The sequence below is a fragment of the Streptomyces chisholmiae genome (assembly GCF_031845445.1).
GTDB lineage: Bacteria > Actinomycetota > Actinomycetes > Streptomycetales > Streptomycetaceae > Streptomyces > Streptomyces chisholmiae.
Window position 1 is genome coordinate 93,922 of record NZ_JAVREO010000019.1, and the last position, 22,249, is coordinate 116,170.

Here is a 22,249-nt window from a genome sequence, read left to right on the forward strand (position 1 = left end):
GGCCGTCCCCGGAGTCGGGCCCGGCCGGCCCGGCCCACGAGACCGCACGCCGGCCCCCAGACCGCGGGCCGCCCCCACGGCCGGGAGCCGTCCTGCGGCGGGTCGGCCGGGCCCAGGCCTGGCGGCCGGCCGCCAACCCCCACCGACCCACCGCCGTCCCCACCCGGACGCGGTAGCGTGACGCGGTGAACGGGCCGTGCGCGCGGCGGCAGTTGACCTGCCCGCCGGCGAGCGCGGCGGCCCGCGGCAGACGGATGGCGACCCAGGGTCGCGTGACTGACGGAAGGAACGCCGGCATGGTGTTCAAGCGGTTGCTCGGAAAGCTGGGCGTGGGTGGGCCCTCGGTGGACACGGTGCTGCACCGGGAGCTGGTGCTGCCGGGCGAGACCGTCTCCGGCGATGTGCTGGTTCGCGGCGGTTCGATGGATGTGGAGATCACCGAGGTCACCCTGGACCTGGCGGCCCGGGTGGAGGCCGAGGGCGGGGGGGAGGAGCACCAGGGCACCGTCCGGTTCCACCGGGTGGTGGTCGGTGGCGGGTTCCGGCTGGCCGAGGAGCAGCAGCTGTCGATCCCGTTCTCCTTCCCGCTGCCGTGGGAGACGCCGATCACCGAGGTGTTCGGCCAGCCGTTGACCGTGCCGCTCGGGGTCCGGACCGAGCTGGCGGTGGCCGGCGCGGTGGACCAGGGCGACCTGGACCCGCTGCGGATCCGCCCGCTGCCGGTGCAGGAGGCGGTGTTGAACGCCTTCGGCCAGCTGGGCTTCGGGTTCCGTTCCGCCGACCTGGAGCTGGGGCAGATCCGCGGTACCGGCCAGACGCTGCCGTTCTACCAGGAGATCGAGCTGACGCCCGGCCAGGCGTACCTGGACTCGATGCGGGAGGTCGAGATCAGCTTCCTGGCCAACCCGGCCGGCCTGACGGTGGTGTTGGAGGCGGACCGGCGGGGTGGCTACTTCGGCGGCGGGGGCGACGCGCTGAACACCTTCTCGGTGCGCCACGAGGATGTCCAGGGCACGGACTTCACGGCGCTGGTCGACTCCTGGCTGCGGACGCTGGTGGAGCGGCGCGGCGCCTTCGGCGGCGGGCAGCCCGGCTTCCACGGCCACGAACACGGCCACGGTGAGCACAAGGGCGGTGGCGGCCTCGCGGGCATCGGCGGCGCGGTGGCTGGCCTGGCCGCCGGGGTGGTCGGCGGCATGGTGGCGGCCGAGATCATCGACGAGATCGGGGACGCCTTCGAGGGTGACTGAGGGGAGCGGTCCCCGGTCGGTACGGCCGGCCGGGGACCGTATACCGACGGCCGGCGCGCCTCCCGCGCCGGCCGTTTCGTGTGTCCGCGCCGGCCTGCGGCGCGCGGTGACGCTCCTTCACGCAGTGGCCACAATCCGCTGACCTGCGGTCAACTGACCCTGTGCTACGGGTAGATGACTTTCCTGTGAAGCCTCCTTCCTAGACCTTGCGCATCTGCACGCGTAGACCCACAGTTGTGACGTGCCCATGAAAACCACGAGTTGTCATGGGCATGCATGAATGCAGTGTCCCCCCGATATGCCCTTACACAAGGAGCAGATCTCTTGACCGACAAGACGCGTAAGTCAGCGCGGTTGCGGCGCGGTACCGGTCTGGCCATCGCCACCGGCCTGGTCCTCGCCGGAGTCGCGCTGCCAGCCACCGCGCAGGCCAGCGACGCACCCCTCGGCGTCATCGCCAACGCCGGCGCCGAGAACATCGTGCCCGGCAGCTACCTCGTCACGCTGAACAGCGGCGAGGTCTCGACCAGCGTCTCCGCCACCGCCGAGTCCCTCGCCGAGGCCCACGGGGCGGAGGTGACCAGCGTCTACCAGCACGCGTTGGACGGCTTCGCGATCGAGGCCACCGAGGCCGAGGCCCGCGAGCTGGCCGCCGACCCGGCGGTCGCCGAGGTCACCCACAACCAGCGGGTGTACTCCACCGCCACCCAGACGGACCCGCCCTCCTGGGGACTGGACCGCATCGACCAGGCCGGCCTCCCGCTGGACTCGTCGTACACCTACCCGGACAGCGCGGGTGAGGGCGTCACCATCTACGTCGTCGACACCGGTGTCCGCTACTCGCACCAGGACTTCGGTGGTCGCGCCAGCTTCGGCTTCGACGCCTACGGCGGCGACGGCAGCGACGCGCAGGGCCACGGCACCCACGTCGCCGGCACCGCCGGTGGCACCGCCTACGGCGTGGCCAAGAACGCGGACATCGTCTCCGTCCGCGTGCTGGACGCCAACGGCTCGGGCACCATCGAGGCCGTGGTCGGCGGCGTGGACTGGGTCACCGGCAACGCCGACGGCCCCTCGGTGGCCAACATGAGCCTCGGTGGCGGCGCGAACAGCACGCTGGACACCGCGGTCCGCAACTCGGTCGCCGCCGGCATCACCTACGCGGTGGCCGCGGGCAACAGCTACGGCCAGGACGCCTCGCTCAGCTCGCCCGCGCGGGTCGGGGAGGCCATCACCGTCGGTTCGAGCACCAACACCGACGCCATCTCCTCGTTCTCCAACGTCGGCTCCGTCGTCGACCTGTTCGGGCCGGGCAGCAACATCACCTCGGCCTGGCACACCGGTGACACCGCCGAGAACACCATCTCCGGCACCTCGATGGCCGCCCCGCACGTGGCCGGTGCCGCCGCGCTCTACCTGTCGGAGAACCCGACCGCCAGCCCGGCCCAGGTCGAGGACGCGCTGGTCTCCTCGGGTCTCCAGGGCGTGCTCTCCGGCATCCCGTCGGGTACCGCCAACGTGCTGCTGAACGTCAGCGGCGACGGCGGCGGCGAGCCCGGTGAGCCGGGCGAGCCGGGCGACCGGTTCGAGAACAGCACCCCGGTCGCCATCCGGGACAACGCCACGGTGACCTCGGAGATCGAGGTCGGCGAGCTGGCCACCACCCCGGCCAGCGTCAGCGTCGAGCTGGACATCACCCACACCTGGCGCGGTGACCTCACCGTGCGGGTGACCGACCCGGCCGGTAACGCCACCGTGCTGCACGACCGGAGCGGCGGCAGCCAGGACAACGTGGTCGGCTCCTTCGACGTCCCGGTCAGTGGCAGCGCCACCGGCACCTGGACGCTGTCGGTGACCGACAACGCCTACCTCGACACGGGCACCCTGAACTCCTGGGCGCTCCAGTTCTGATCCCTCCGCGATCGTCCCCTGATCGCGTACCGATCACCTCGCTCCACGGATGATCGGATGGCCCTCCCGGCGCCGGCCCCGGCACCGGGAGGGCCGCTGCGTGTGCCGGCCGGGAGACCGGCCGGCGAAGCGCCCGCAGAACGGCTCAGGAGACGATGTCCTTGCGTCCGAAGTGCCGGTAGGCCAGGGCCACCAGGACCAGCGCGTAGCTCACCGAGACCGCGCCGCCGCGCAGCATCCCGCTCCACTCGACCTCCCGCTGGAGAGCGTCCAGCCAGCTGAACTGCCAGTGCGCCGGGATGAGCTGCCGCCAGTCGCCGAGCGCGGTGACGGCGTCCAGGATGGAGCCGACCACGCTCAGCCCGATCGCCCCGCCGACCGCGCCCAACGGCGCGTCGGTCACCGTGGAGAGGTAGAACGCCAGCGCCGCGGTGACCAGTTGACCGGCGAAGACGGAGGCCAGCGCGATGGCCAGCCGCAGCACGCTCTCCCCCGCCGGCAGGCTGCCGCCGGTCGGCAGCTCCAGCGGCCCCCAGCCGTAGGCCGCGGTGCCCACGGCCAGCGCCGACAGCGGCAGCAGCAACAGCGCGGCGGCGGAGAAGGCCAGCGCCACCAGCAGCTTGACCGTCAGCAGCCGGGCCCGCGGCACCGGCGCCGCCAGCAGGTAGCGCAGCGAGGACCAGCCGGCGTCGGAGGCCACCGTGTCGCCGCAGAACAACGCGATCGGCACCACCAGCAGGAAGCCCGCCGAGAGGTAGAGCGAGACGGCCGCGAAGTTGGGCCCCGAGGCGGTGGCCGACTCCAGCAGCGTGGACTCGGACCGGTCCGGCGTGCCGCCCACCGCGAACGCGACCGCGACCAGCGGCGGCAGGGCCGCCAGCAGCAGGCCGACCACCAGGGTGCGCCGGCGCCGCAGTTGCCGGATCGCCTCCACCCGGAACGGCAGGGTGCGGCGCGGGAGGTAGCCGGGGGCGGCGGCGAGGGTGGTCGCCGGACCGCCGGCCGGGGTCTCGGGCATGGTCAGGCACCGCCGATCAGGGTCAGGAAGGCGTCTTCGAGCCGTCGGTGCGGGGTCAGCCCGGAGACCGGGACCCCCGCCGCCACCAGCTCGACCAGCAGTCGTTCGGGGGTGCCGTCGGTCAACCTGACCAGCGTGCCGGCCTCGGTGGCGGTGACGGCGCCGACGCCGGGCAGCGCGCGGATGGTGGCCAGCCACTCCTCGGTCACCGGCTCGGCGGTGCTCACCAGGACCGTGTCGCCGGCGCCGGCGATCTCGGCCACCGGGCCGGCCGTCACCAGCCGGCCGCCGTCCATCACCACCAGGTGGGTGCAGCTCTGCTCGACCTCGGCCAGCAGGTGGCTGGAGACGATCACCGTGCGCCCGCCGGCCGCGTAGCGGATCATCACCTCGCGCATCGCCCGGATCTGTGGCGGGTCGAGGCCGTTGGTCGGCTCGTCCAGGATCAGCAGCTCCGGCAGGCCCAACATGGCCTGGGCGATGGCCAGGCGCTGCCGCATGCCCTGCGAGTAGGTACGCACCGGGCGCTCCAGCGCGGTACCCAGGTCGGCGATCTCCAGCGCCTCGGCGAGGTGGGCGTCGGCGGCCGGCCGGCCGGTGGCGCGCCAGTACAGCTCCAGGTTGGCGCGGCCGGTCAGGTGCGGCAGGAAGCCGGCCCCCTCGACGAAGGCACCGACCCGGGAGAGCACCGGCGCGCCGGGCGTCACCCGGTGGCCGAAGAGCCGGATCTCGCCCGCGTCCGGGGTGATCAGGCCCATCAGCATCCGCAGCGTGGTGGTCTTGCCGGCGCCGTTCGGGCCGAGCAGGCCGAGCACCTGCCCGCGTTCGACCCGGAAGGACAGGTCACGCACCGCGTACCGGTCGCCGCGCCGGGCGTAGCGCTTGGTCAGGCCGCTGATGCTGAGCGGCACCTCGGCCAGCGCCGCGTCCAGCGCGGGACCGGCCGCCGGGGCGCGGCGGCGGACGAGCAACAGCGCCACGGCCACCAGCAGCGCCACCAGCGGCATGCCCCACACCCACCAGGGCACGGTGGCCGGCGCGGTGGCGACCTCCGGCGCGGTGGGCAGGCTGACCGCCGGGTCGGCGAGGGCGACGGTGTAGCGCGCGATGCCGGCCGGCGAGGCGTAGCCGATGTCGGTGCTGGCCACGACCAGCCGCAGCCGGTGGCCGGCCTCGAAGGGGTAGTCGACGGCGGGCAGCCGCAGCTCGACCTCCCGGCCGTCCGGCCCGATGTCGTCGATCCGCAGCGGGGCGACCAGCTGGGCGGGCAGCGCCTGGCGCTCGCCGTCCGGCGACACGTCGTAGAGCTTGCCGAAGAGCACCGCAGAGCCGGTGTCCGAGGTGACCTGGAGCCGGGCCGTGGGGGCGCCGGTCACCCGGGTCGTCCCGGCCAGCGGCTCCGACTCGAACTGGGCGTACTGGCCGGGGAAGTCGATGGCGGCGCCGATCCCGAGGCCGGAGAGCCCGGTCAGCGAGCCGAGGCCGGGCACGGCGGAAACGGCCGCCGGGGCGCCGCCCGGCGGGTTGACGAAGGTCTGCGGCGCGCCGCTGAGCGCGACGGTCGTCGGCTCGCTCCGCAGCCCCGGGTAGCCGGCGGAGGTGGCGCCGCGCAGCAGGGTGTCGCCGTTGGTGGTGTCGAAGCCGGTGACCCGGGTGACGCGGAACGGCGGGCCGGTGTCCACCGACGAGTCGTCGCCGAGGTAGCGGTCGAACCAGTCGGCGATCCGGCGGTCGGTCCGCTCGGCCTCCGAGATCCCGCCGTCGTGGCCGGCCCAGATCCACTCGACGCTCACCGGGGCGCCGTTGGCGCGTAGCGCGGTGGCCATGGCGTCGGCGTGCTCGAGGGGGAAGAGGGAGTCGTGCTGGCCCTGGAGGATCAGGGCCGGCACGTCGATCCGGTCGGCGACGGCGACCGGGCTGTGCTCGGTGAGCAGGCGAAGCGCCTCCGGGTCGGGCTCACCGGCGACGGCCACCCGCTGGTACAGGGTGCACAGCTCCTCGGTGAAGCGCCCGCAGCCGGGGTCGGCGGCGGTCTGCCGGGGCGGCCGGCCGAGGCCCGGGTCGGTGGCGCCGGTGGTGAAGAGGATGCCGGCCCACAGCTGCTTGAAGACACCCTGCGGGAAGAGCGCCTCGCTGAGGTCCCAGTAGGTGATGGCCGGCGCGACGGCGTCCACCCGGTCGTCGTGGCCGGCGGCCAGCAGGGCGATGGCGCCGCCGTAGGAGGCGCCGGTCATGCCGACCCTGGGGTCGCCCGGGCCGTCCTGGACGACCTCGGACCGCTCGCCGAGCCAGTCGATCAGCCGGGAGACGTCGGCCACCTCGCGCTCGGGGTCGTTGAGGCCGATCCGGCCGGTGGAGTCGCCGAAGCCGCGGGCCGACCAGGTGAGGACGGCGTACCCGTCGGCGGCCAGCCGCTCGGCCTGCTCGGCGGTGTCGGCCTTGCTGCCGCCGAAGCCGTGGCCCAGCAGCACGGCCGGGCGGGGCCGGCCGTCGTCGGCGACGAAGAAGGAGGTGTCGAGATCGACGGTGCGGTCGCTGTCGGGGTGCTCCGGCACGGTCAGCGTCTGGTCGGTGCGGTGGACGGTGGGATCGTCGGCGGCGCGGGCGAGGGTGACGGCGCCGAGGCCGGCGACCAGCGCGACCGCGGCCACTCCCGCCACCGCCCGCCTGGCCCGGCGCGGCCAGCGGATTCGCATGTCCCAAGGAGTCCCTTCGGGCGGCTGATGATCACCCCACGCTACCGAACGGATCTGACAGGCCGGCAGCCACCACCGTCCGGCGGCCGGCCCCGGCCGGTGGGTCCACGCCGGGACCCGGGTGTGGAGTTCACCCCGGCGCGGCGCGCGCGGCGGGGTTTATCGGGAGCGTGACGGAAGTCCACCGGGGCGCGCCGGAGTTTCCGGGCACGCGCCGGGACGAGCGTGGTGGGCGGTATTCCGGGGCCGCGTCGGTGACCGCCCGAGTCGCGGGTAAGGACGCGGGGGCACGCGGTTTTCGCGGACCGGCCGGCGGACCGGTCGAGGTATGCCGACTCGGCGGTCGCGGGCGGTCAACCAGCGGTGACTGTGCGGGAGTCCACACGCCGGGGGCGCGCGGATCGGGAATACGCGGGAGGCCGAATAACGTTCCGGGGCGCGTTTGTGTGGGCAGGTGGTCAGCGGCGCACTACGCCCGCCTTCCGGGAACGTCCGCACTATCCCAAAACACCTAAAGCTTTCCCCAATTCGTTTACGTGTAGTAAGCAACTTGTCGTAGGGTCGCCAACGGAAACAGACCCATGGGGAGATCGTTTGACCACGCAGAGCAAGGAATCCATACCCGATCCGGCGACCAACGCCGCGGTCGGCCCGCCGCCGGAGACCCCGGCGGCCACCGCCCCCAGCATGACGCACCCGGAGATCATGCGGGCGCTCTCCGGGCTGCTGCTCGGGATGTTCGCCGCGATCCTCTCCTCGACGATCGTCACCAACGCGTTGCCCCGGATCGTCGGGGACCTGGGCGGCGGCCAGTCCGCCTTCACCTGGGTGGTCACGGCCACCCTGCTCGCCATGACGGCCTCCATGCCGCTGTGGGGCAAGCTCGCCGACCTCTTCGACAAGAAGCTGCTGATCCAGCTCGCGTTGGCCATCTACGTGGCCGGTTCCCTGGTCGCCGGCCTCTCCCAGAACCCGGCCACGCTGATCACCGTCCGGGTGGTCCAGGGGTTGGGCGTGGGCGGCCTGATCGGGCTCTCGCAGATCATCCTGGCCGCGATGATCCCGCCCAGGGAACGCGGCCGGTACGCCGGCTACCTCGGCGCCACCTTCGCCGCGGCCACCGTCAGCGGACCGCTGATCGGCGGCGTGCTGACCGACACCTCCTGGCTGGGCTGGCGCTGGTGCTTCTACATCGGCGTCCCGTTCGCGCTGGCCGCGCTGGTGGTGCTGCACCGCACGCTGCGGCTGCCCAACGCGCCCCGCCGCGCCGGGGTGCGGATCGACTGGGCCGGCGCCGCCCTGGTCAGCGCCTCCGTCTCGCTGCTGCTGATCTGGGTCACGCTGGCCGGCGACCGCTACGACTGGCTGTCCTGGCAGACCTTCGCGATGGTGGGCGGCTCGCTGCTGCTGGCCGCGCTGTTCGTGCTGGTGGAGGCGCGGGCGGCGGAGCCGATCATCCCGCTGCGGCTGTTCCGGGACCGGACCATCGCGCTCTCCTCGGCCACCGCGCTGCTGGTCGGCGTGGCGATGCTCGCCGGCACCGTCTTCTTCAGCCAGTACTTCCAGCTGGCCCGCGGTGAGAGCGCCACCATGTCCGGCGTGATGACCATCCCGATGATCGTCGGCATGACCGTCTCCTCGACCCTCTCCGGCCGGCTGATCACCAGGACCGGGCGGTGGAAGCGGTGGCTGCTGGCCGGCGGCGTGCTGCTGACCGCCGGCTGCGCGCTGCTCGGCGTGATGCGCGCCGACACCCCCTACTGGCAGGTGGCCGTCGGCATGGCGGTGCTGGGCCTGGGCATCGGGATGACCTCGCAGAACCTGGTGCTGGTGGCACAGAACGCGGTCGGCCCCCGGGACCTGGGCGCGACCAGCTCGATGGTGGCCTTCTTCCGGACCTTCGGGGGCGCGATCGGCGTCGCCGTGCTCGGCGCCCTGCTGGCCAACCGGGTCTCCGCGTACTCCACCTCGGGCCTGGCCGAGCTGGGCGCCTCCTCGGCGGGCGACGGCGGACTGCCGGACCTGGCCACGCTGCCCGGCCCGGTGCGCTCGGTGGTGGAGGGCGCCTACGGGCACGGGGTGGCCGACATCTTCCTGGCCGTCACGCCCGTCGCGCTGGGCTCGCTGCTGCTGACCCTGCTGATCCGCGAGGTCGCGCTGCGGACCCAGCACGGTGGCGCCCGCTGACCGCGACGACGGCCGCCCACCCGCGCGAACCCCCGCGCCCGACACCGGAGTCCGGTGTCGGGCGCGGGGGTTTCACGCTGCCGGGGAACGGCTGAAGGTCAGCCGGCGGCCTTGATGGCGGCGGCGAACCGGACGACCCGCTCGGCCTGGACGCGGGCGGCGGCCAGCGCGGTCTCGTCCACCGGGTTGTTGCCCTGGGCGTCCACGTGGGAGGTGCCGTAGGGGTTGCCGTCGGCGAACTTGGCCGGGTCGGTGTAGCCGGGGGTCACCAGGACGCCGCCGAAGTGGTGCACCGAGTTGTAGAGGGCGAGCAGGGTCGACTCCTGGCCGCCGTGCTGGGTGCTGGTGCTGACGAAGCCGCTGTAGACCTTGCCGGCCAGCTTGCCCTGGGCCCACAGGCCGCCGAGCTGGTCGAGGAACTGCTTCAGCTGCGAGGCGACGTTGCCGAACCGGGTGGGGGTACCGAAGATGACGGCGTCCGCCCACTCCAGGTCGTCGGGGGTGGCGATCGGCACGTCGGCGGTGGCGGCGGCGTTCGCGGCCCAGGCCTCGTTGGACGCTATGGCCTCGGCGGGCGCCAGCTCGGCCACCTTGAGCAGCCGCACCTCGGCGCCGGCCTTGGTCGCCACGTCGGACAGCTCCTTGGCGATCCGGTAGATCGTCCCGGTGGAGGAGTAGTAGACGATGGCGAGCTTGACGGGGGAACTCATGGTGCGCGGGACCTCCGGGGTTGGTGGTGATCAGTTGATTGGTTGAACCATAAACCACTGAGGCGACTTCCCCGCCGCCGACCGGGGAGACGCGGATCACACCCCGCCGACCAGACGTGATCCGGACACGAAAAGGACCCCCACGCCGCGGCCCGGGGGTCTGAGGGTCCACACCCACCGCCGGGCGGGTGCGTGGTACTGAGAGAAGCTCGATACAGCGGAGAGTCAGGAAGAAGAGGAGAAGAGGGGAGGTCGGAGGGACGACCGGCGGCTCTCCTCGGCGGCCGGGTCGCGCCGTCCGGTCAGGCGAACAGGAAGTCCGCCTCGCCGCGCTTCGCGCCGCTGATAAACGTCTCGATCTCGTGCATGGTGTAGATCAACGCGGGCCCGTCGGGATCGGTCGACTGGCGGATCGCCACCCGCCCGTCGGCCAGCTTCAGGGCCTCCACGCAGTTGCCGCCGTTGGTGCCGCTCCACGGCTTGCGCCAGCCCTCACTGCCCAGCTCCCTGGCGGGCATCCCGTTGTATATGTCCTTGATCATGCGGTCAGCTCCTTGCGAATCTCACCGAGGATGACCTCGGTGTCCTGCGCTGACGCCGCTTGCGTACCCATGCGGTCCAGCACCTCCAGATAGGCCACGGTGTCGGGCCGTTCGTCGAGGTAGGTCGCGCCGGTCAGACTCTCGGCGTAGATGATGTCGGGCAGCTCCGGAATCTCGAACCGGAAGAGCTGGAACGGCCCGAACATGCCGGGATGGGGTCCGGCGCTGAACGGCATGATCTGGAGAGTGACGTTGGGCAACTGCGTCGCCTCGATCAGCCGGTCGATCTGCTGGAGCATCTCGGAGGACGTACCCACGCGACGCCGCAGCACATGCTCCTCGACCACGGCCCACAGCAGTGGGGCCCGCGTCCGGGTGAGCAGCTCCTGACGTTCCATCCGCAGCGCTACCCGGCGGTCGAGCTCCTCGTCGGAGGCGCCGGGAAATCCGGTGCGCAGCAGGGCGCGCGCGTAGGCCGGGGTCTGCAACAGCCCCGGAACGCAGTGCGGTTCGTAGGCGCGGATCAGGCTGGCCTCGCCCTCCAGGCTGACGTAGAGGCTGAACCAGTCGGGCAGCACGTCGCGGAAGCGGTGCCACCAGCCCGGGCGGTTGGCCTCGTCGACCAGCCGCAAAAAGGATTCACCCTCGTCGCCCGAGACGCCGTAGCGCTCCAACAGGGCCTTCACATAGAGCGGCTTGAGGCCGACCTCGGCCTTCTCCATGCGCCGCACCGTGGTGGTGTTGACGCTCAGCGCGGCCGCGGCGTCGGCGAAGGAACAACCGGCCCGTTCGCGCAACTCCTTCAGCCGCAACCCCAGGACGATCTGTCCCACGGTCGGCCCCGACCGCGCCTCTGCCACCTTGGCTCTCCCTGCCGCTCCGTCTCACACCTGTGCCATCTCGCCTACGCTGCACAGAAGTTTGCCACACCGGGTAGCGACATCCCCAGAGATCCCTTCGCTTTCTGCGAATTGCAGAACTCCTCTTGCGCAGATCCCACAGGACCGCGCATAGTTAACGCGTGACCCGGCTCACGACGGCTCTAGCTCCCCGGAAGGCGACTGCGACCGTGCCCCCAGCTCACGGCGCGACGCCGTCTCCCCCGCCACCTCAGGCGATGCCGCCCAGCCAGCCGCCAGGGGAGAGCTTCGCCCTGCCGGCCAGGGACGCCTCCGTCGCCACCGCCCGGCGTCGGGTGCGGCACCAACTCTACGGCTGGGGGCTGCCGAGCACTACCTGTGACAACGCGCAACTCATCGTCTCCGAGCTGGTCACCAACGCGATCCTGCACACGCAGAGTAGCCAGGTGAGGTGTCTGCTGTGGTCCCGCGGGCAGACCCTCCGGATCGAGGTCGCCGACGAGGGCCCCGGCCTCGTGCGCCGGCCGCCGTCCTCGGCGCCGGCCGAGGCGGAGCACGGCCGGGGGTTGCTGCTGCTGGACGCGCTGGCCGCCCGGTGGGGCGTGATCTCCCCCGACCACTGGGCCGGTTGCACGATCTGGGCCGAGCTGACCGCGGGCCCCGACCGCCGCCGCTGACCGGCCACGCCGGGCCGCTCCCCCCTCGACCACCCACGGTCGCACCTCACTGCCACGGATGGCCCGCCGCCGCGGCCGCCGTCAGGTGCCCGCCGCCGCGCGGCTGCGGCGGGCCGTGTGCCGCCGGCGCTTTCGGTCGGGGTCCGGTGGGTCGGGGTCGCGTGGGTTTTGCTAACCTTCCGAGGTTGTACTTCCGCGTCGCACGCTCGTCGCCCGTCGCCTCAAGGGAGTTCCGTGGCCGTCATCCCCCCGATCCCGGCCGACCCGCCGCGCTTTCCGCCCGCCGGTCCTCCCCCCTGGCAGCGCTGGGCGCTGTGGGGCGGCGTCGGGTTCCTGGCCGGTCTGCTCCTCTATCTGCTGGCCGGCATGGTCTGGGGCGGCAAGATAGCCGCCGGCACCAACGTGCTCGGGGTGGACATCGGCGGGCTGACGCCGGCCGCCGCCGAGGAGCGGCTCACCGCCGAGCTGGACGAGGAGCGGGCACGGCCGGTCCGCGTCGTGCTGGGGGCGGACGACGAGCAGGTGCACGAGGTCGATCCGGCGGACGCCGGGCTGCGGCTCGACATCACCGCCACCGTCGAACGGGCCGATCGACCCGGCCTGTTGGGCCGGCTGTTCGGCTCCGGTGGCGGCGCGGTCGAGCCCGTCGTGGTCCAGGAGCGGGAGCGCAGCGAGACCGCGCTCACCAGCCTCGCCGAGGCCGCCGACAGCATGGTGACCGAGGGCGAGGTCGGCTTCGAGGACGGCCGGGTGCGCGTCACCGAGCCGGTGGCCGGCAGCGCCCTCGAGGTGGACCGCTCGGTCGAGCTGCTGCGCGACGGCTACCTCGACGAGGGCGCCCAGCCGGTGCGGCTGCCCGTGTCGCTGGCGGCGCCGCGCGTCGACGAGGACGAGGTGGCCCGGGCGGTGACCGAGTTCGCCGAGCCGGCGATGTCCGGCCCGGTGGTGCTGCGGACCACCGACGGCAGCGCCGAGGTGAGCTTCGCGCCCGAGGTGCTGGGCGACCACCTGGAGCTGGAGCCGGACGACCAGGGACGGCTGGAGCCGCGCCTGGACGGGGAGGGGCTGGTCGCCGACGAGCGGCTGGCCGGCCAGCTGGCGGAGGCCGCCGTGCCGCCGACGGACGCGACGCTCACCCTGGCCGACGGCTCCGTGGTGGCCAGCGGCGGCTCGGACGGCCTTGAGGTGGCCGTCGCCGAGGTCGGCGAGGCGGTGTTCCCGCTGCTCACCGGGGCCGGCCCGGCCGGGCGCAGCGGGGAGTTGCCGGTCGAGACGGTGTCGCCCGCGCTCAGCGAGGAGAACTACGCCGACCTCGGCCTCGTGGAACAACTCTCCACCTTCACCGTGGAGTTCGAGCCGGCGGCGTACCGGATCACCAACATCGGGCGGGCCGCCGAGCTGATCAACGGCTCGTTGGTGTCGCCCGACGAGACCTGGAGCTTCAACGAGACGGTCGGGGAGCGCACCGAGGCGAACGGCTTCGTCGAGGGCGTGATCATCCTGGACGACCGCTACCAGACCGCCCAGGGCGGCGGCGTCTCGGCGGTGGCCACCACCGTCTTCAACGCCATGTTCTTCGCCGGCGTGGAGATCGTCGAGTACGGGGCGCACTCCTTCTACATCGAGCGCTACCCGGAGGGCCGGGAGGCCACGGTCGCCTGGGGCAGCCTGGACCTGCGCTTCCGCAACGACTCGGGCAACGCGATCTACGTGCTGGCCTCGGCCAACGACCACTCGGTGACCGTCACCTTCCTCGGCACCAAGCCCTACGACGAGATCCGCTCCGAGACCGGCCCGCGAGAGAACACCGTGGAGCCGGAGCGGCGCGAGGGCGAGGGCGAGGACTGCGTGCCGCAGCCGCCGCTCGAGGGCTTCGAGGTGGCCGTGGACCGGATCTTCCTGCGGGACGGCGACGAGGTGCGCCGGCAGACCTTCGAGACCAGCTACACGCCGCGGAACGAGATCGTCTGCCCGGCCGACTCGGGCTCCTGACCGGCCGCGGCGCCCCGAGCCGGGGCGCCGCGCGCGGTCAGACGGAGAGCGCCGCGCGCACCCGCTCCGGCGCGCCCGCGTCCCGTTCGCCGGCCGAGGTGATCCGGCCGGCCTCCAGCACGTAGTACCGCGTCGCGGCGCGCAGCGCGAAGTCGACGTGCTGCTCCACCAGCAGCACCGACAGGCCGCCACGGCCGGCCAACTCCAGGACGGTGTGCTGGATCTGGGTGACCACCGAGGGCTGGATGCCCTCGGTCGGCTCGTCGAGCAGCAGCAGCCGGGGCCGGGTGATCAGCGCTCGGGCGATGGCCAGTTGCTGGCGCTGGCCGCCGGAGAGCAGGCCGGCGGGGCGGTCGGCCAGGCCGCGCAGCGCGGGGAAGAGGTCCAGCGCCTCGGTCATCGCCTCGGCGCCGTCCCGGCCTCGCCCGTCGGCCACCAGCCGCAGGTTCTCCACCGTGGTGAGCTGCGGGAAGCTCTGCTGCCCCTGCGGCACGTAGGCCAGCCCGTCGCGCACCCGGCGGTGCGCCGGGAGCCGGGTGACGTCCCGGCCGTCGAACCTGACCCGGCCGGCGCTCGGCCGCAGCAGCCCCAGGGCGGCGCGCAGCAGCGTGGACTTGCCGGCGCCGTTGTGGCCGAGCACGCAGGCCACCCCGTTCTCCGGCACGGTCAGGCTGACCCCGTGCAGCACGTCGCTCGCGCCGTAGCCGGCGACCAGGTCGGTGATCTCCAGCATCACGCCTCCTCGGCGATCCGGCCGGCGGTGGCCGCCGGCAGCGGGTGCCCGAGGTAGACCTCCTGCACCCTGGGGTCGGCCCGCACCTCGGCCACGGTACCCTCGCTGAGCACCCGGCCGGCGTGCAGCACGGTGACGCTGCTGGCGAAGGCCCGCATGAACTCCATGTCGTGCTCGATCACCAGCACGGTGCGGTCGGCGGCCACGGTGCGCAGCAACTCGCCGGTGGCGTCGCGTTCGGCGTGGCTCATGCCGGCCACCGGCTCGTCCAGCAGCAGCAGCGGGGTGTCGCGCACCAGCAGCATGCCGATCTCCAGCCACTGCTTCTGGCCGTGCGCCAGGGTGCCGGCCGGCCGGTTGGCGTGCCCGGTCAGGCCGATGGTGGTCAGCGCCTCCTCGACGGCGGGCGGCACGCCGCGGCGTTGCCGCAGCAGGGTGTGCGGGCGGCGGTCGGCGCCGGCGGCGATGTCGAGGTTCTGCAGGACGGTGAGGTGCTCGAAGACGGTGGCGGTCTGGAAGGTGCGGCCGACGCCGAGCCGGGCGATCCGGTGCACCGGCCGGCCCAGCAGCTCGCGGCCGCCGAACCGGACCGAGCCGGTGGCCTGGACCAGGCCGGTGACGGCGTCCACCAGGGTGGTCTTGCCGGCGCCGTTGGGGCCGATCAGGAACCGCAGGTCGCCGGGGGCGACGTGCAGGTCGACGCCGTCCACGGCGGTGAACCCGTCGAAGGCGACCCGCAGTTCGCGGACGGTCAGGCCGGGCGGTTGGTCGTCGGTCACGGGGTGGCTCCCAGGGGGGTGGTGGGCCGGCGGCGGCGGAGTGCCTGCCGCAGCGAGATCAGGCCGCCGGGCAGGAAGGCCACCACCACGATGAAGAGTCCGGCCTGGAAGTACGTCCAGGCGGCCGGGAACTCCTCGGAGAGGGTGGTCTGCGCCCAGGCCACGGCGACGGCGCCCAGCGCGGCGCCCACCAGGCTGGCCCGGCCGCCGATCGCCGCGCCGATCAGGAACTGGATGGACGGCACGATGCCGATCAGCGCCGGCGAGATGATCCCGACCGCCGGCACGAACAGCGCCCCGGCCAGCCCGGCCATGCCGGCCGAGACCACGTAGGCGACGAGCTTGACCAGCGCCGGGTCGTACCCGAGGAACCGCACCCGCTCCTCCGAGTCCCGGACGGCGACCAGCAGTTCGCCGTAGCGGCTGAGGAAGAGCTGGCGGGTGAGGAGCAGCAGGGCCAGCAGGGTGCCGGCGATGATGAAGTAGACCATCCGCCGGTTGACCGGGTCGTGCAGGGAGAAGCCGAAGAAGCCCTGGAAGTTGGTGAGTCCGTTGGTGCCGCCGGTGGTGGCCTGCTGGCCGATCAGCAGGATGGCGAAGGCCGCGGCCAGCGCCTGGCTGAGGATGGCGAAGTAGGCGCCGCGCACCCGGCGGCGGAAGACGAGGAAGCCGATCAGCGCGGCGACCGTCATCGGCACCAGGAAGACCGCCGCGACCGCCACTACGGGGGACCTGAACGGCTCCCACCACCAGGGGAGTTGGTCGGTGGAGCCGTAGAGCAGCATGAAGTCGGGCAGTTGCCCGTCGCCGGCGTCGGCGAGCTTGAGGTGCATCGCCATCGCGTAGCCACCCAGGCCGAAGAACAGCCCCTGGCCGAGGGTGAGCATGCCGCCGCGGCCCCAGGCCAGGGCGATGCCGACGGCGACGATGGCGAAGCACAGGTAGCGGGCCAGCTGGCCCAGGCGGAAGTCGGTGAGCAGGGCGGGGGCCACCGCGAAGAGCAGCACGGCGCCCAGCGCGAGGCCGGCCAGCAGCCGTCCGCGCGGGCCGGTCACGCGGGCCGACCAGCCGGGCCGGGCGCGGTCCCCCGTGCCGTCGGGGGTGGTCTCCCGGGGGTCGGGGGCGGCGTGGCTGGCCGGGTTCACGGGCCGGTTCTCGGTCATACCAGGCTCCGGGTGCGCAGGGTGTAGATGCCTTGGGGACGCCACTGGAGGAAGGCGACGATGGCCACCAGCACGGTGACCCGGGCGACGCTGACCGTGGTGGAGTACTCCATCACGGCCTGCAGCACGCCGAGCGCGAAGGCCGCGATGACCGCGCCCCGCAGCTGGCCGATGCCGCCGACCACGATCACCAGGAAGGCGTCGATGATGATGTTGGTGCCCATGGTGGGCCCGATGGGGCCCACCAGGGTCAGCGCGACGCCGGCGAGTCCGGCCAGCCCGGAGCCGACGAAGAAGGTGATCCGGTCCACCTGTGCGGTGGGGATGCCGGACGCCTCGGCGAGTTCGCGGTGCTGGACGACGGCCCTGATCCGGCGCCCCAGCGAGGTGCGGCGCAGGGTCAGAGTGAGGGCCAGCACGGCGGCCAGGGCCAGGCCGAGGATGAAGAGCCGACTGTGGGCCAGGGTCAGCGAGTGTTCGCCGCCGACCAGGGTGATCCGGCCGCTGAGCCAGTCCGGCGCCTCGGTGTGCACGTTGGGCGCCCCGAAGACGTCCCGGGCCAGCTGTTGGAGCAGCAGCGAGACGCCCCAGGTGACCAGCAGGGTGTCCAGCGGCCGGGCGTAGAGCCGGCGAATCAGCGTCCACTCCAGCAGCGCGCCCAGGGCGCCGGCGACCAGGAAGGCGAGCGGCAGGGAGAGCAGCAGGGAGGCACCGGCGGAGTCGATGACCCCCTGCACGGCGTAGACGGTGTAGGCGCCGGCCATGATGAACTCGCCGTGCGCCATGTTGATCACGCCCATCTGACCGAAGGTCAGGGAGAGGCCGAGGGCGATCAGCAGCAGCACGGCGCCGATGCTGACGCCGGTGAACGACTGGCTGAGGATGACGGTCATGGGTCAGGACAGGCCCTCGGCCCAGTCGTACCCGGTCAGGTAGGGGTCCGGCCTGATCGGTTCCTCGCTGCTCCAGACCTCGGTGATCAACCCGTCGGCGCCGATCCGGCCGATCCTGGCGGTCTTGTGCAGGTGTTGGGTCTCGCCGTCGACGGTGACGGTGCCCTCGGGCGCCTCGAAGGTGATGCCGTCGGCCGCCGCGCGCACGTCGGCGACCTCGAAGGAGCCGGCCTCCTCGACCATGGCGGCCCACAGGTGGACGGAGGTGTAGGCGGCCTCCATCGGGTCGGAGGTCGGGCGGTCAGCGCCGTAGCGCTCCTGGAAGGCGGCGACGAACTCCTCGTTGGCCGCGCCCTCGGTGGTCTGGTAGTAGTTCCAGGAGGTCAGCTGGCCCTCCAGGTTCTCCGCGCCGATGCTCTTGACCTCCTCCTCGGCGATGGAGACGGAGAGCACCGGCATCGTCTCGGCGGTGAGGCCGGTGGCGGCGTACTCGGAGAAGAAGGAGACGTTGCTGTCCCCGTTGAGCGTGTTGAACACGGCGTCCGCGCCGGCCTGTTCGACCTTGTTGGCGATGGTGGCGAACTCGGTGGAGCCCAGCGGCGCGTACTCCTCGCCGAGGATCTCGATGCCGTGTTCCTCGGCGTAGGCCCGGATGATCCGGTTGGCGGTGCGCGGGAAGACGTAGTCGCTGCCGACCAGGTAGAGCGACTCGACGCCCGCCTCGGCCAGGTAGTCGAGGGCGGGCACGATCTGCTGGTTGGTGGTGGCCCCGGTGTAGAAGATGTTGGGCGACTGCTCCAGGCCCTCGTACTGCACCGGGTAGAAGAGCAGCGAGCCGTTCTGCTCGAAGACCGGCAGCACTGCCTTGCGGCTGGCCGAGGTCCAGCAGCCGAAGACGGCCGCCACCTGGTCCTGCTGGATCAGCTTCTCGGACTTCTCGGCGAAGGTCGGCCAGTCGGAGGCGCCGTCCTCACTGATCGGCTCGATCTGCTTGCCCAGCACCCCACCGTCGGCGTTGATCTCCTCGATGGCCAGCAGCAGCGCGTCCCGCACGGTGACCTCGCTGATGGCCATGGTGCCGGAGAGCGAGTTCAGCAGGCCGACCTTGATGGTGTCGCCCGACGTGTCCACGGTGGCGGCGGTGTTGGTGGACTCCTCGCCGGTCCTGGCACCGCAGGCGGTCAGCGCGAGGGCCGTCGCGGCGGCCACGGCGACCGCGGCCAGCCGGCGTACCCGGGCTATGGGGAGCATCTGGTCCTCCTTGTCCCCGGCGGGCGGGGATACTGGTCCCCGACTGCTGCGGGGTGGCTCCACGCGGCCAGGCGGCAGCCGTCCCGACTCCGCGGTCAGCGGCGGGGGCGACGGCGGGCGGTGGCCGGGGAGTCATTGAGGAAACGTCGGGCCACACCGCCCGACGAGGGCACGCCACAGCTTCAAATCGCCTTGTTGCCCGGGAATTTCACCGTGGTTAATACTTCCGTTCGGAAGTATCACGGTCGGTCAGCTCCAGGCGTCCAGGTCAGCGGTGACCACGAAGTCGAGGCCGTCCGCCTCGGCCAGGTAGATGCGCTGCCGCACATGCCGGCCCCGCAGCCGCAACTCGCCCCTGGCGCCCTGGTAGCTGACCTCGGGCGCCGCCCCCTCGATGGCCGGCACCGCCACCGAACCGGCCCGGCTGACCAGCGCGGCCAACAGCAGCACGCCCTCGTAGCAGGACTCCCCCAACGCGCTGGGCGACGGCGCGTCAAGGCCGAAGCGCGCCGTGTAACGCCCCTGGAAGTCCAGCGTGTCGGCGGTCGCCAGCGCGGCGAAGAACCCGCCGGTCGCGCTGAGCCCGCGGGTGGCCTCGGGGCCGCTGGCCAGCAGCATGTTCTCGTCCATCAGGGTGCTCAGCCGCAGCGCCGCGTGGTCGAGGCCGGCGGCCGCGAACGCCCGGTTGAAGCGCACCGCGTCGCTGCCCACCAGCAGCAGCAACACCGCGTCGGCCGCCCGCTGTTCGATCCGGCGCAGGGGACCAGCGAAGTCGTCGCAGCCCAGCGGCAGGAAGTCGGCGCCCACGATCCGGCCGCCGCCCTCCCGGGCGTAGTGCCGGGCGGCCCGCGCGGTGCGCCGCGGCCACACGTAGTCGTTGCCCACCACGTACCAGCGGCTGATCCGCCGCTCTGCGGCCAACAGCCGCATCGCCGGCCTGAGTTGCCCGTCCGGCGTCTCGCTGGTCAGGAACACCCCGGCGGAGTTCTCGCCGCCCTCGTAGAGCGCCGTATACACGTAGGGCACCCGGTGGGCGATCCGGGGCGCCACCGCCTGGCGCACCGAGGAGATGTGCCAGCCGGTCACCCCGTGCACGATCCCGGCACTGACCAGCGCCTCCACCTCGTCCGCCACCCGCTCGGGCGGCGCGCCGCCGTCCACCGGCACCAGGCGCAGCGCCCGGCCGAGCACCCCGCCGTCCGCGTTGACCTCGTCGGCGGCGAGCTGGGCGCAGAACTCGCAGGCCGGACCGAAGATCCCGGCCGGCCCACGCCGGGGCACCACCAGGGCCACACCGAGCACGTCGGCGTCGGGCGCGAGCCAGTCCCCGTGGGCCATCGGACCATGATGGCGGCTCGCCGCCGGCCGCGCCGGGCGCTCCCACCCTGCGAGATGGGGAGGTGTCGGTGGGCGTTTGTACCATGGACTTCCGTCCCGCGACGGGGTCTTGATACCCGAAGGAGTGCGATGCCCCCCTCTGCCGCGCCCCACGCCGACGGCGTGGCGGCCCTGCTCTCCCGCGCCGAGCGGTTGGCCGCGCGCCGGCTGCGTGGCGCGCTGGAGGAGACGGGCTGCTCGGTGGAGGCGTGGCGGGTGCTGTCGCTGCTCGCCGATGACCCGGGGCAGGGCATGACGTCCCTCGCCGACCGGACGCAGCTGCCGCCGCCGACGCTGACCCGGCTGATGGACCAGTTGGTGGACGACGGCCTGGTGCACCGCCGGGTCGATCCGCTGGATCGGCGGCGGGTGTTGGCGGCGTTGACCCCGCGCGGCCGGCAGGCCCACCGGCGGCTGGCCGAGCGGGTGCGGGAGGCCTGGGTCACCCTCCCGGAGGACGCGGACGACGTGCTGCTGGCCACGCTGCTGGACCGGCTGATAGCCCGGCTGGAGGCGCCGGTCGCGCTGCCGGCCCCGGCGGGCACGGCAGGCGAGCCGGCGGCCGCCCGGCGCTGACGGTCAGCCCTCGGCGGCCAGCGCCCGCAGCGTGTCCGCGCTGGACTCGGCGCTCGCGCAGCGGCACCTCCAGCGCCTCGGCCAGCCGCAGCACCATCGCCCGGCTGGGGCGGGCCTTGCCGGTCTCCAGACAGGACAGGTGGCGGGCGGACGTGTCGGCCAGCAGCGACAGTTGGAGCTGGCTGAGCCGCCGGCGGCGCCGCCGGTCCCGCGGCAGCGCCCCGATCCGCGCCCCCCGGGCCGCACCCGTCCCGGCCGTCTCCCCGTCCGCGCTCATGGTCGCGGCGTATCCGTCGCCGGCGCGGGCGCCGGCAACGCGGGAGCGGGCACCGCCCGTTGGTCGGGCCCGGCCGGCGCCCAACGCCAGCGTGCCAGGAGGGCGTCGGCCACCTCGGTGACGCTCCGGCCGTCGGTGTCGACCGACAGGTCGCCGAGTCCCGCGTCCGCCAGCGCGGCGGCCTCGCCGGCCGCCGCCGCGGCGATCCGGCGCAGCTTGGGTGCGGGCTTCCCGGTGAGCGGGTCGCCGGGCAGGAACGGCGGGTGCCCGGCGCCCCGGCGCAGCACCCGGTCCAGCAGCGGGGCGGCGCTGGCGTCCAGCCGGGCCAGGGTGAGTCGGACACCGGGCAGCCGCCGGCGGTAGTCCGCCACCGTGTCGGGGTGGCGGACGGGGCCGACCACGACCAGCCGGCGGGTGCCGAGCGCGGCGTAGTTGGCGTGCAGGGCCGCCAGGTTGGCGGCCCGGAGCCGGTGCGCTTCGGGGTCGTCGGCCGGGGCGGGGCGCAGGAAGCCGAGCTGGGCCAGGTCGACCAGCGCGGCGGGCGCGGCCCGCAGGGCGCGCTGGAACACCTCCCAGCCGACCTGGGACTTGCCCACCCCGGTGGCGCCGCAGAGCCAGAGCACCTCGCCCGGCCCGCCGGCGGTGCCCTCGGGTCCGTCGGGGCGCGGCGGTGCCGGGCCCACGGACGCCGGCGCGCTCGGCTCGACGGGCGACGGCCAGTGGGCCAGCAGCCGGTCTGCCACCTCGATCGGTGCCAACCCGCCGGTGTCCAGGCGCAGGTCGGCGAGGTCGGCCCGGGCCAGCGCCTCGGCCTCGGCCAGCACCTCGGGCAGCCCCGCCGGCGGGGATCCTCGCCCCAGGTAGCGCCGCCGCAGCTCGTCGGGCCCCACCGACAGCCGGCACACCGTCAGCCGGGCGCCCGGCAGGTCGCCGCCCCGCACCCCGCGGGCGGCGTCGACCACCCCGGAGACGATCAGGCAACGTGCCCCGGCCGCCCGGTAGTTGGCCAGCAGCGCGCCGAGGTTCCGGGTCTTGAGCCGGTGGCGGCCCGGGTCGTCGGGTGGTTCGGGGAAGTTCATGCCCAGCTGGTCGATGTCGAGATAGCCGACCCGCTCGCCGCGTCGGGCGAGGCGTTGGTGGAGCGCCCAGCCGGTGGTCGTCTTGCCCACCCCGGGCGGGCCGCAGAGCCAGAGGACGGGGAACGGGGGGTGGCCCACGGCCGGCGATTCGGTCACGGCAGCGGAGTATCGCCCACCGTGGTCCGCCGCGACGCCCGGCAGCCTCGTGTCGCGCCCCTCAGGGGCTTTGTCAGACCCAGCGGCTACCGTTTGCGTCCATGGAGTCACCTACCGTCACC

General features: G+C 73.4%; 18 protein-coding genes and 1 pseudogene. 6 read left to right on the forward strand and 13 right to left on the reverse strand.

All coding sequences use genetic code 11. The annotated features are described in order from the left end of the window. The first annotated feature begins 296 nt into the window (after positions 1-296). A complete protein-coding gene (locus RM844_RS26170; protein ID WP_311669855.1) occupies positions 297-1,250 on the forward strand; it encodes a sporulation protein in 954 nt (317 codons plus the stop codon). A 324-nt stretch (positions 1,251-1,574) separates the two neighbouring features. Continuing rightward, positions 1,575-3,161 carry a S8 family peptidase gene (locus tag RM844_RS26175; RefSeq protein ID WP_311669856.1) on the forward strand — a complete coding sequence of 529 codons (1,587 nt, stop codon included), beginning with the start codon at positions 1,575-1,577 and terminating at the stop codon, positions 3,159-3,161. A gap of 145 nt (positions 3,162-3,306) precedes the next feature. On the opposite strand, the gene RM844_RS26180 is transcribed toward RM844_RS26175, so the two are convergent. Next, a complete protein-coding gene (locus RM844_RS26180) occupies positions 3,307-4,179 on the reverse strand; it encodes an ABC transporter permease subunit (protein WP_311669857.1) in 873 nt (290 codons plus the stop codon). 2 nt (positions 4,180-4,181) lie between these two features. After that, the gene (locus tag RM844_RS26185) at positions 4,182-6,875 is read right to left on the reverse strand and encodes an alpha/beta fold hydrolase (RefSeq protein ID WP_311669858.1); all 2,694 of its coding nucleotides are present in this window, start codon (positions 6,873-6,875) and stop codon (positions 4,182-4,184) included. A 687-nt stretch (positions 6,876-7,562) separates the two neighbouring features. Here RM844_RS26185 and RM844_RS26190 point away from each other — a divergent pair. Beyond that, the gene (locus tag RM844_RS26190; RefSeq protein ID WP_311669878.1) at positions 7,563-9,062 is read left to right on the forward strand and encodes an MDR family MFS transporter; all 1,500 of its coding nucleotides are present in this window, start codon (positions 7,563-7,565) and stop codon (positions 9,060-9,062) included. 98 nt (positions 9,063-9,160) lie between these two features. On the opposite strand, the gene wrbA is transcribed toward RM844_RS26190, so the two are convergent. From wrbA to RM844_RS26205, 3 genes are all read right to left on the reverse strand, one after another. Continuing rightward, a complete protein-coding gene (gene wrbA, locus RM844_RS26195) occupies positions 9,161-9,772 on the reverse strand; it encodes an NAD(P)H:quinone oxidoreductase (protein ID WP_311669859.1) in 612 nt (203 codons plus the stop codon). A gap of 302 nt (positions 9,773-10,074) precedes the next feature. Further along, a complete protein-coding gene (locus RM844_RS26200; RefSeq protein ID WP_311669860.1) occupies positions 10,075-10,314 on the reverse strand; it encodes a DUF397 domain-containing protein in 240 nt (79 codons plus the stop codon). Further along, positions 10,311-11,174: a helix-turn-helix domain-containing protein gene (locus RM844_RS26205; protein ID WP_311669861.1), complete on the reverse strand. Its 864-nt coding sequence runs from the start codon at positions 11,172-11,174 to the stop codon at positions 10,311-10,313. The genes RM844_RS26200 and RM844_RS26205 overlap by 4 nt, the downstream gene beginning before the upstream one ends. A 257-nt stretch (positions 11,175-11,431) precedes the next feature. On the opposite strand from RM844_RS26205, the gene RM844_RS26210 reads away from it, so the two are divergent. Further along, on the forward strand, positions 11,432-11,851 hold the full coding sequence (locus RM844_RS26210) for an ATP-binding protein (RefSeq protein ID WP_311669862.1): 420 nt from the start codon (positions 11,432-11,434) through the stop codon (positions 11,849-11,851). Positions 11,852-12,085: 234 nt separating this feature from the next. Continuing rightward, positions 12,086-13,843, forward strand: coding sequence for a VanW family protein (locus RM844_RS26215; protein ID WP_311669863.1), 1,758 nt, complete (start codon positions 12,086-12,088; stop codon positions 13,841-13,843). Positions 13,844-13,880: 37 nt separating this feature from the next. Here the strand turns inward: RM844_RS26215 and urtE are convergent, their stop codons facing one another. From urtE to RM844_RS26245, 6 genes are all read right to left on the reverse strand, one after another. After that, positions 13,881-14,576 carry an urea ABC transporter ATP-binding subunit UrtE gene (gene urtE, locus RM844_RS26220; protein ID WP_311669864.1) on the reverse strand — a complete coding sequence of 232 codons (696 nt, stop codon included), beginning with the start codon at positions 14,574-14,576 and terminating at the stop codon, positions 13,881-13,883. After that, positions 14,576-15,355 carry an urea ABC transporter ATP-binding protein UrtD gene (urtD, locus tag RM844_RS26225; protein ID WP_311669865.1) on the reverse strand — a complete coding sequence of 260 codons (780 nt, stop codon included), beginning with the start codon at positions 15,353-15,355 and terminating at the stop codon, positions 14,576-14,578. The genes urtE and urtD overlap by 1 nt, the downstream gene beginning before the upstream one ends. Continuing rightward, positions 15,352-16,518 (reverse strand): urea ABC transporter permease subunit UrtC, encoded by a 1,167-nt coding sequence (gene urtC, locus RM844_RS26230; protein ID WP_311669866.1) that lies wholly within the window; start codon positions 16,516-16,518, stop codon positions 15,352-15,354. The genes urtD and urtC overlap by 4 nt, the downstream gene beginning before the upstream one ends. After that, entirely contained in the window at positions 16,515-17,411 is an 897-nt protein-coding gene (urtB, locus tag RM844_RS26235) for an urea ABC transporter permease subunit UrtB (protein WP_311669867.1), read from the reverse strand. Before urtB ends, urtC begins: the two co-directional genes overlap by 4 nt. A 3-nt stretch (positions 17,412-17,414) precedes the next feature. Then, on the reverse strand, positions 17,415-18,662 hold the full coding sequence (urtA, locus tag RM844_RS26240; RefSeq protein ID WP_311669868.1) for an urea ABC transporter substrate-binding protein: 1,248 nt from the start codon (positions 18,660-18,662) through the stop codon (positions 17,415-17,417). A gap of 249 nt (positions 18,663-18,911) precedes the next feature. Next, the gene (locus RM844_RS26245; RefSeq protein WP_311669869.1) at positions 18,912-20,000 is read right to left on the reverse strand and encodes a substrate-binding domain-containing protein; all 1,089 of its coding nucleotides are present in this window, start codon (positions 19,998-20,000) and stop codon (positions 18,912-18,914) included. Between the two features lie 129 nt (positions 20,001-20,129). On the opposite strand from RM844_RS26245, the gene RM844_RS26250 reads away from it, so the two are divergent. Beyond that, entirely contained in the window at positions 20,130-20,615 is a 486-nt protein-coding gene (locus RM844_RS26250; RefSeq protein WP_311669870.1) for a MarR family winged helix-turn-helix transcriptional regulator, read from the forward strand. A gap of 64 nt (positions 20,616-20,679) precedes the next feature. Here the strand turns inward: RM844_RS26250 and RM844_RS26255 are convergent. Beyond that, positions 20,680-20,892, reverse strand: a pseudogene (locus tag RM844_RS26255) (helix-turn-helix domain-containing protein); the annotation flags it as partial. Continuing rightward, positions 20,889-22,127: an ATP-binding protein gene (locus RM844_RS26260; RefSeq protein ID WP_311669871.1), complete on the reverse strand. Its 1,239-nt coding sequence runs from the start codon at positions 22,125-22,127 to the stop codon at positions 20,889-20,891. The gene RM844_RS26260 and the pseudogene RM844_RS26255, both read right to left, overlap by 4 nt. Between the last annotated feature and the right edge of the window lie 122 nt (positions 22,128-22,249).

Coding starts and splice junctions, on each gene's coding strand:
- RM844_RS26170 (WP_311669855.1), top strand. CDS start 297: ATGGTGTTCAAGCGGTTGCTCGGAAAGCTGGGCGTGGGTGGGCCCTCG.
- RM844_RS26180 (WP_311669857.1), bottom strand. CDS start 4,179: ATGCCCGAGACCCCGGCCGGCGGTCCGGCGACCACCCTCGCCGCCGCC.
- RM844_RS26185 (WP_311669858.1), bottom strand. CDS start 6,875: ATGCGAATCCGCTGGCCGCGCCGGGCCAGGCGGGCGGTGGCGGGAGTG.
- RM844_RS26190 (WP_311669878.1), top strand. CDS start 7,563: ATGACGCACCCGGAGATCATGCGGGCGCTCTCCGGGCTGCTGCTCGGG.
- wrbA (WP_311669859.1), bottom strand. CDS start 9,772: ATGAGTTCCCCCGTCAAGCTCGCCATCGTCTACTACTCCTCCACCGGG.
- RM844_RS26200 (WP_311669860.1), bottom strand. CDS start 10,314: ATGATCAAGGACATATACAACGGGATGCCCGCCAGGGAGCTGGGCAGT.
- RM844_RS26210 (WP_311669862.1), top strand. CDS start 11,432: ATGCCGCCCAGCCAGCCGCCAGGGGAGAGCTTCGCCCTGCCGGCCAGG.
- urtE (WP_311669864.1), bottom strand. CDS start 14,576: ATGCTGGAGATCACCGACCTGGTCGCCGGCTACGGCGCGAGCGACGTG.
- urtC (WP_311669866.1), bottom strand. CDS start 16,518: ATGACCGAGAACCGGCCCGTGAACCCGGCCAGCCACGCCGCCCCCGAC.
- urtB (WP_311669867.1), bottom strand. CDS start 17,411: ATGACCGTCATCCTCAGCCAGTCGTTCACCGGCGTCAGCATCGGCGCC.
- urtA (WP_311669868.1), bottom strand. CDS start 18,662: ATGCTCCCCATAGCCCGGGTACGCCGGCTGGCCGCGGTCGCCGTGGCC.
- RM844_RS26245 (WP_311669869.1), bottom strand. CDS start 20,000: ATGGCCCACGGGGACTGGCTCGCGCCCGACGCCGACGTGCTCGGTGTG.
- RM844_RS26250 (WP_311669870.1), top strand. CDS start 20,130: ATGCCCCCCTCTGCCGCGCCCCACGCCGACGGCGTGGCGGCCCTGCTC.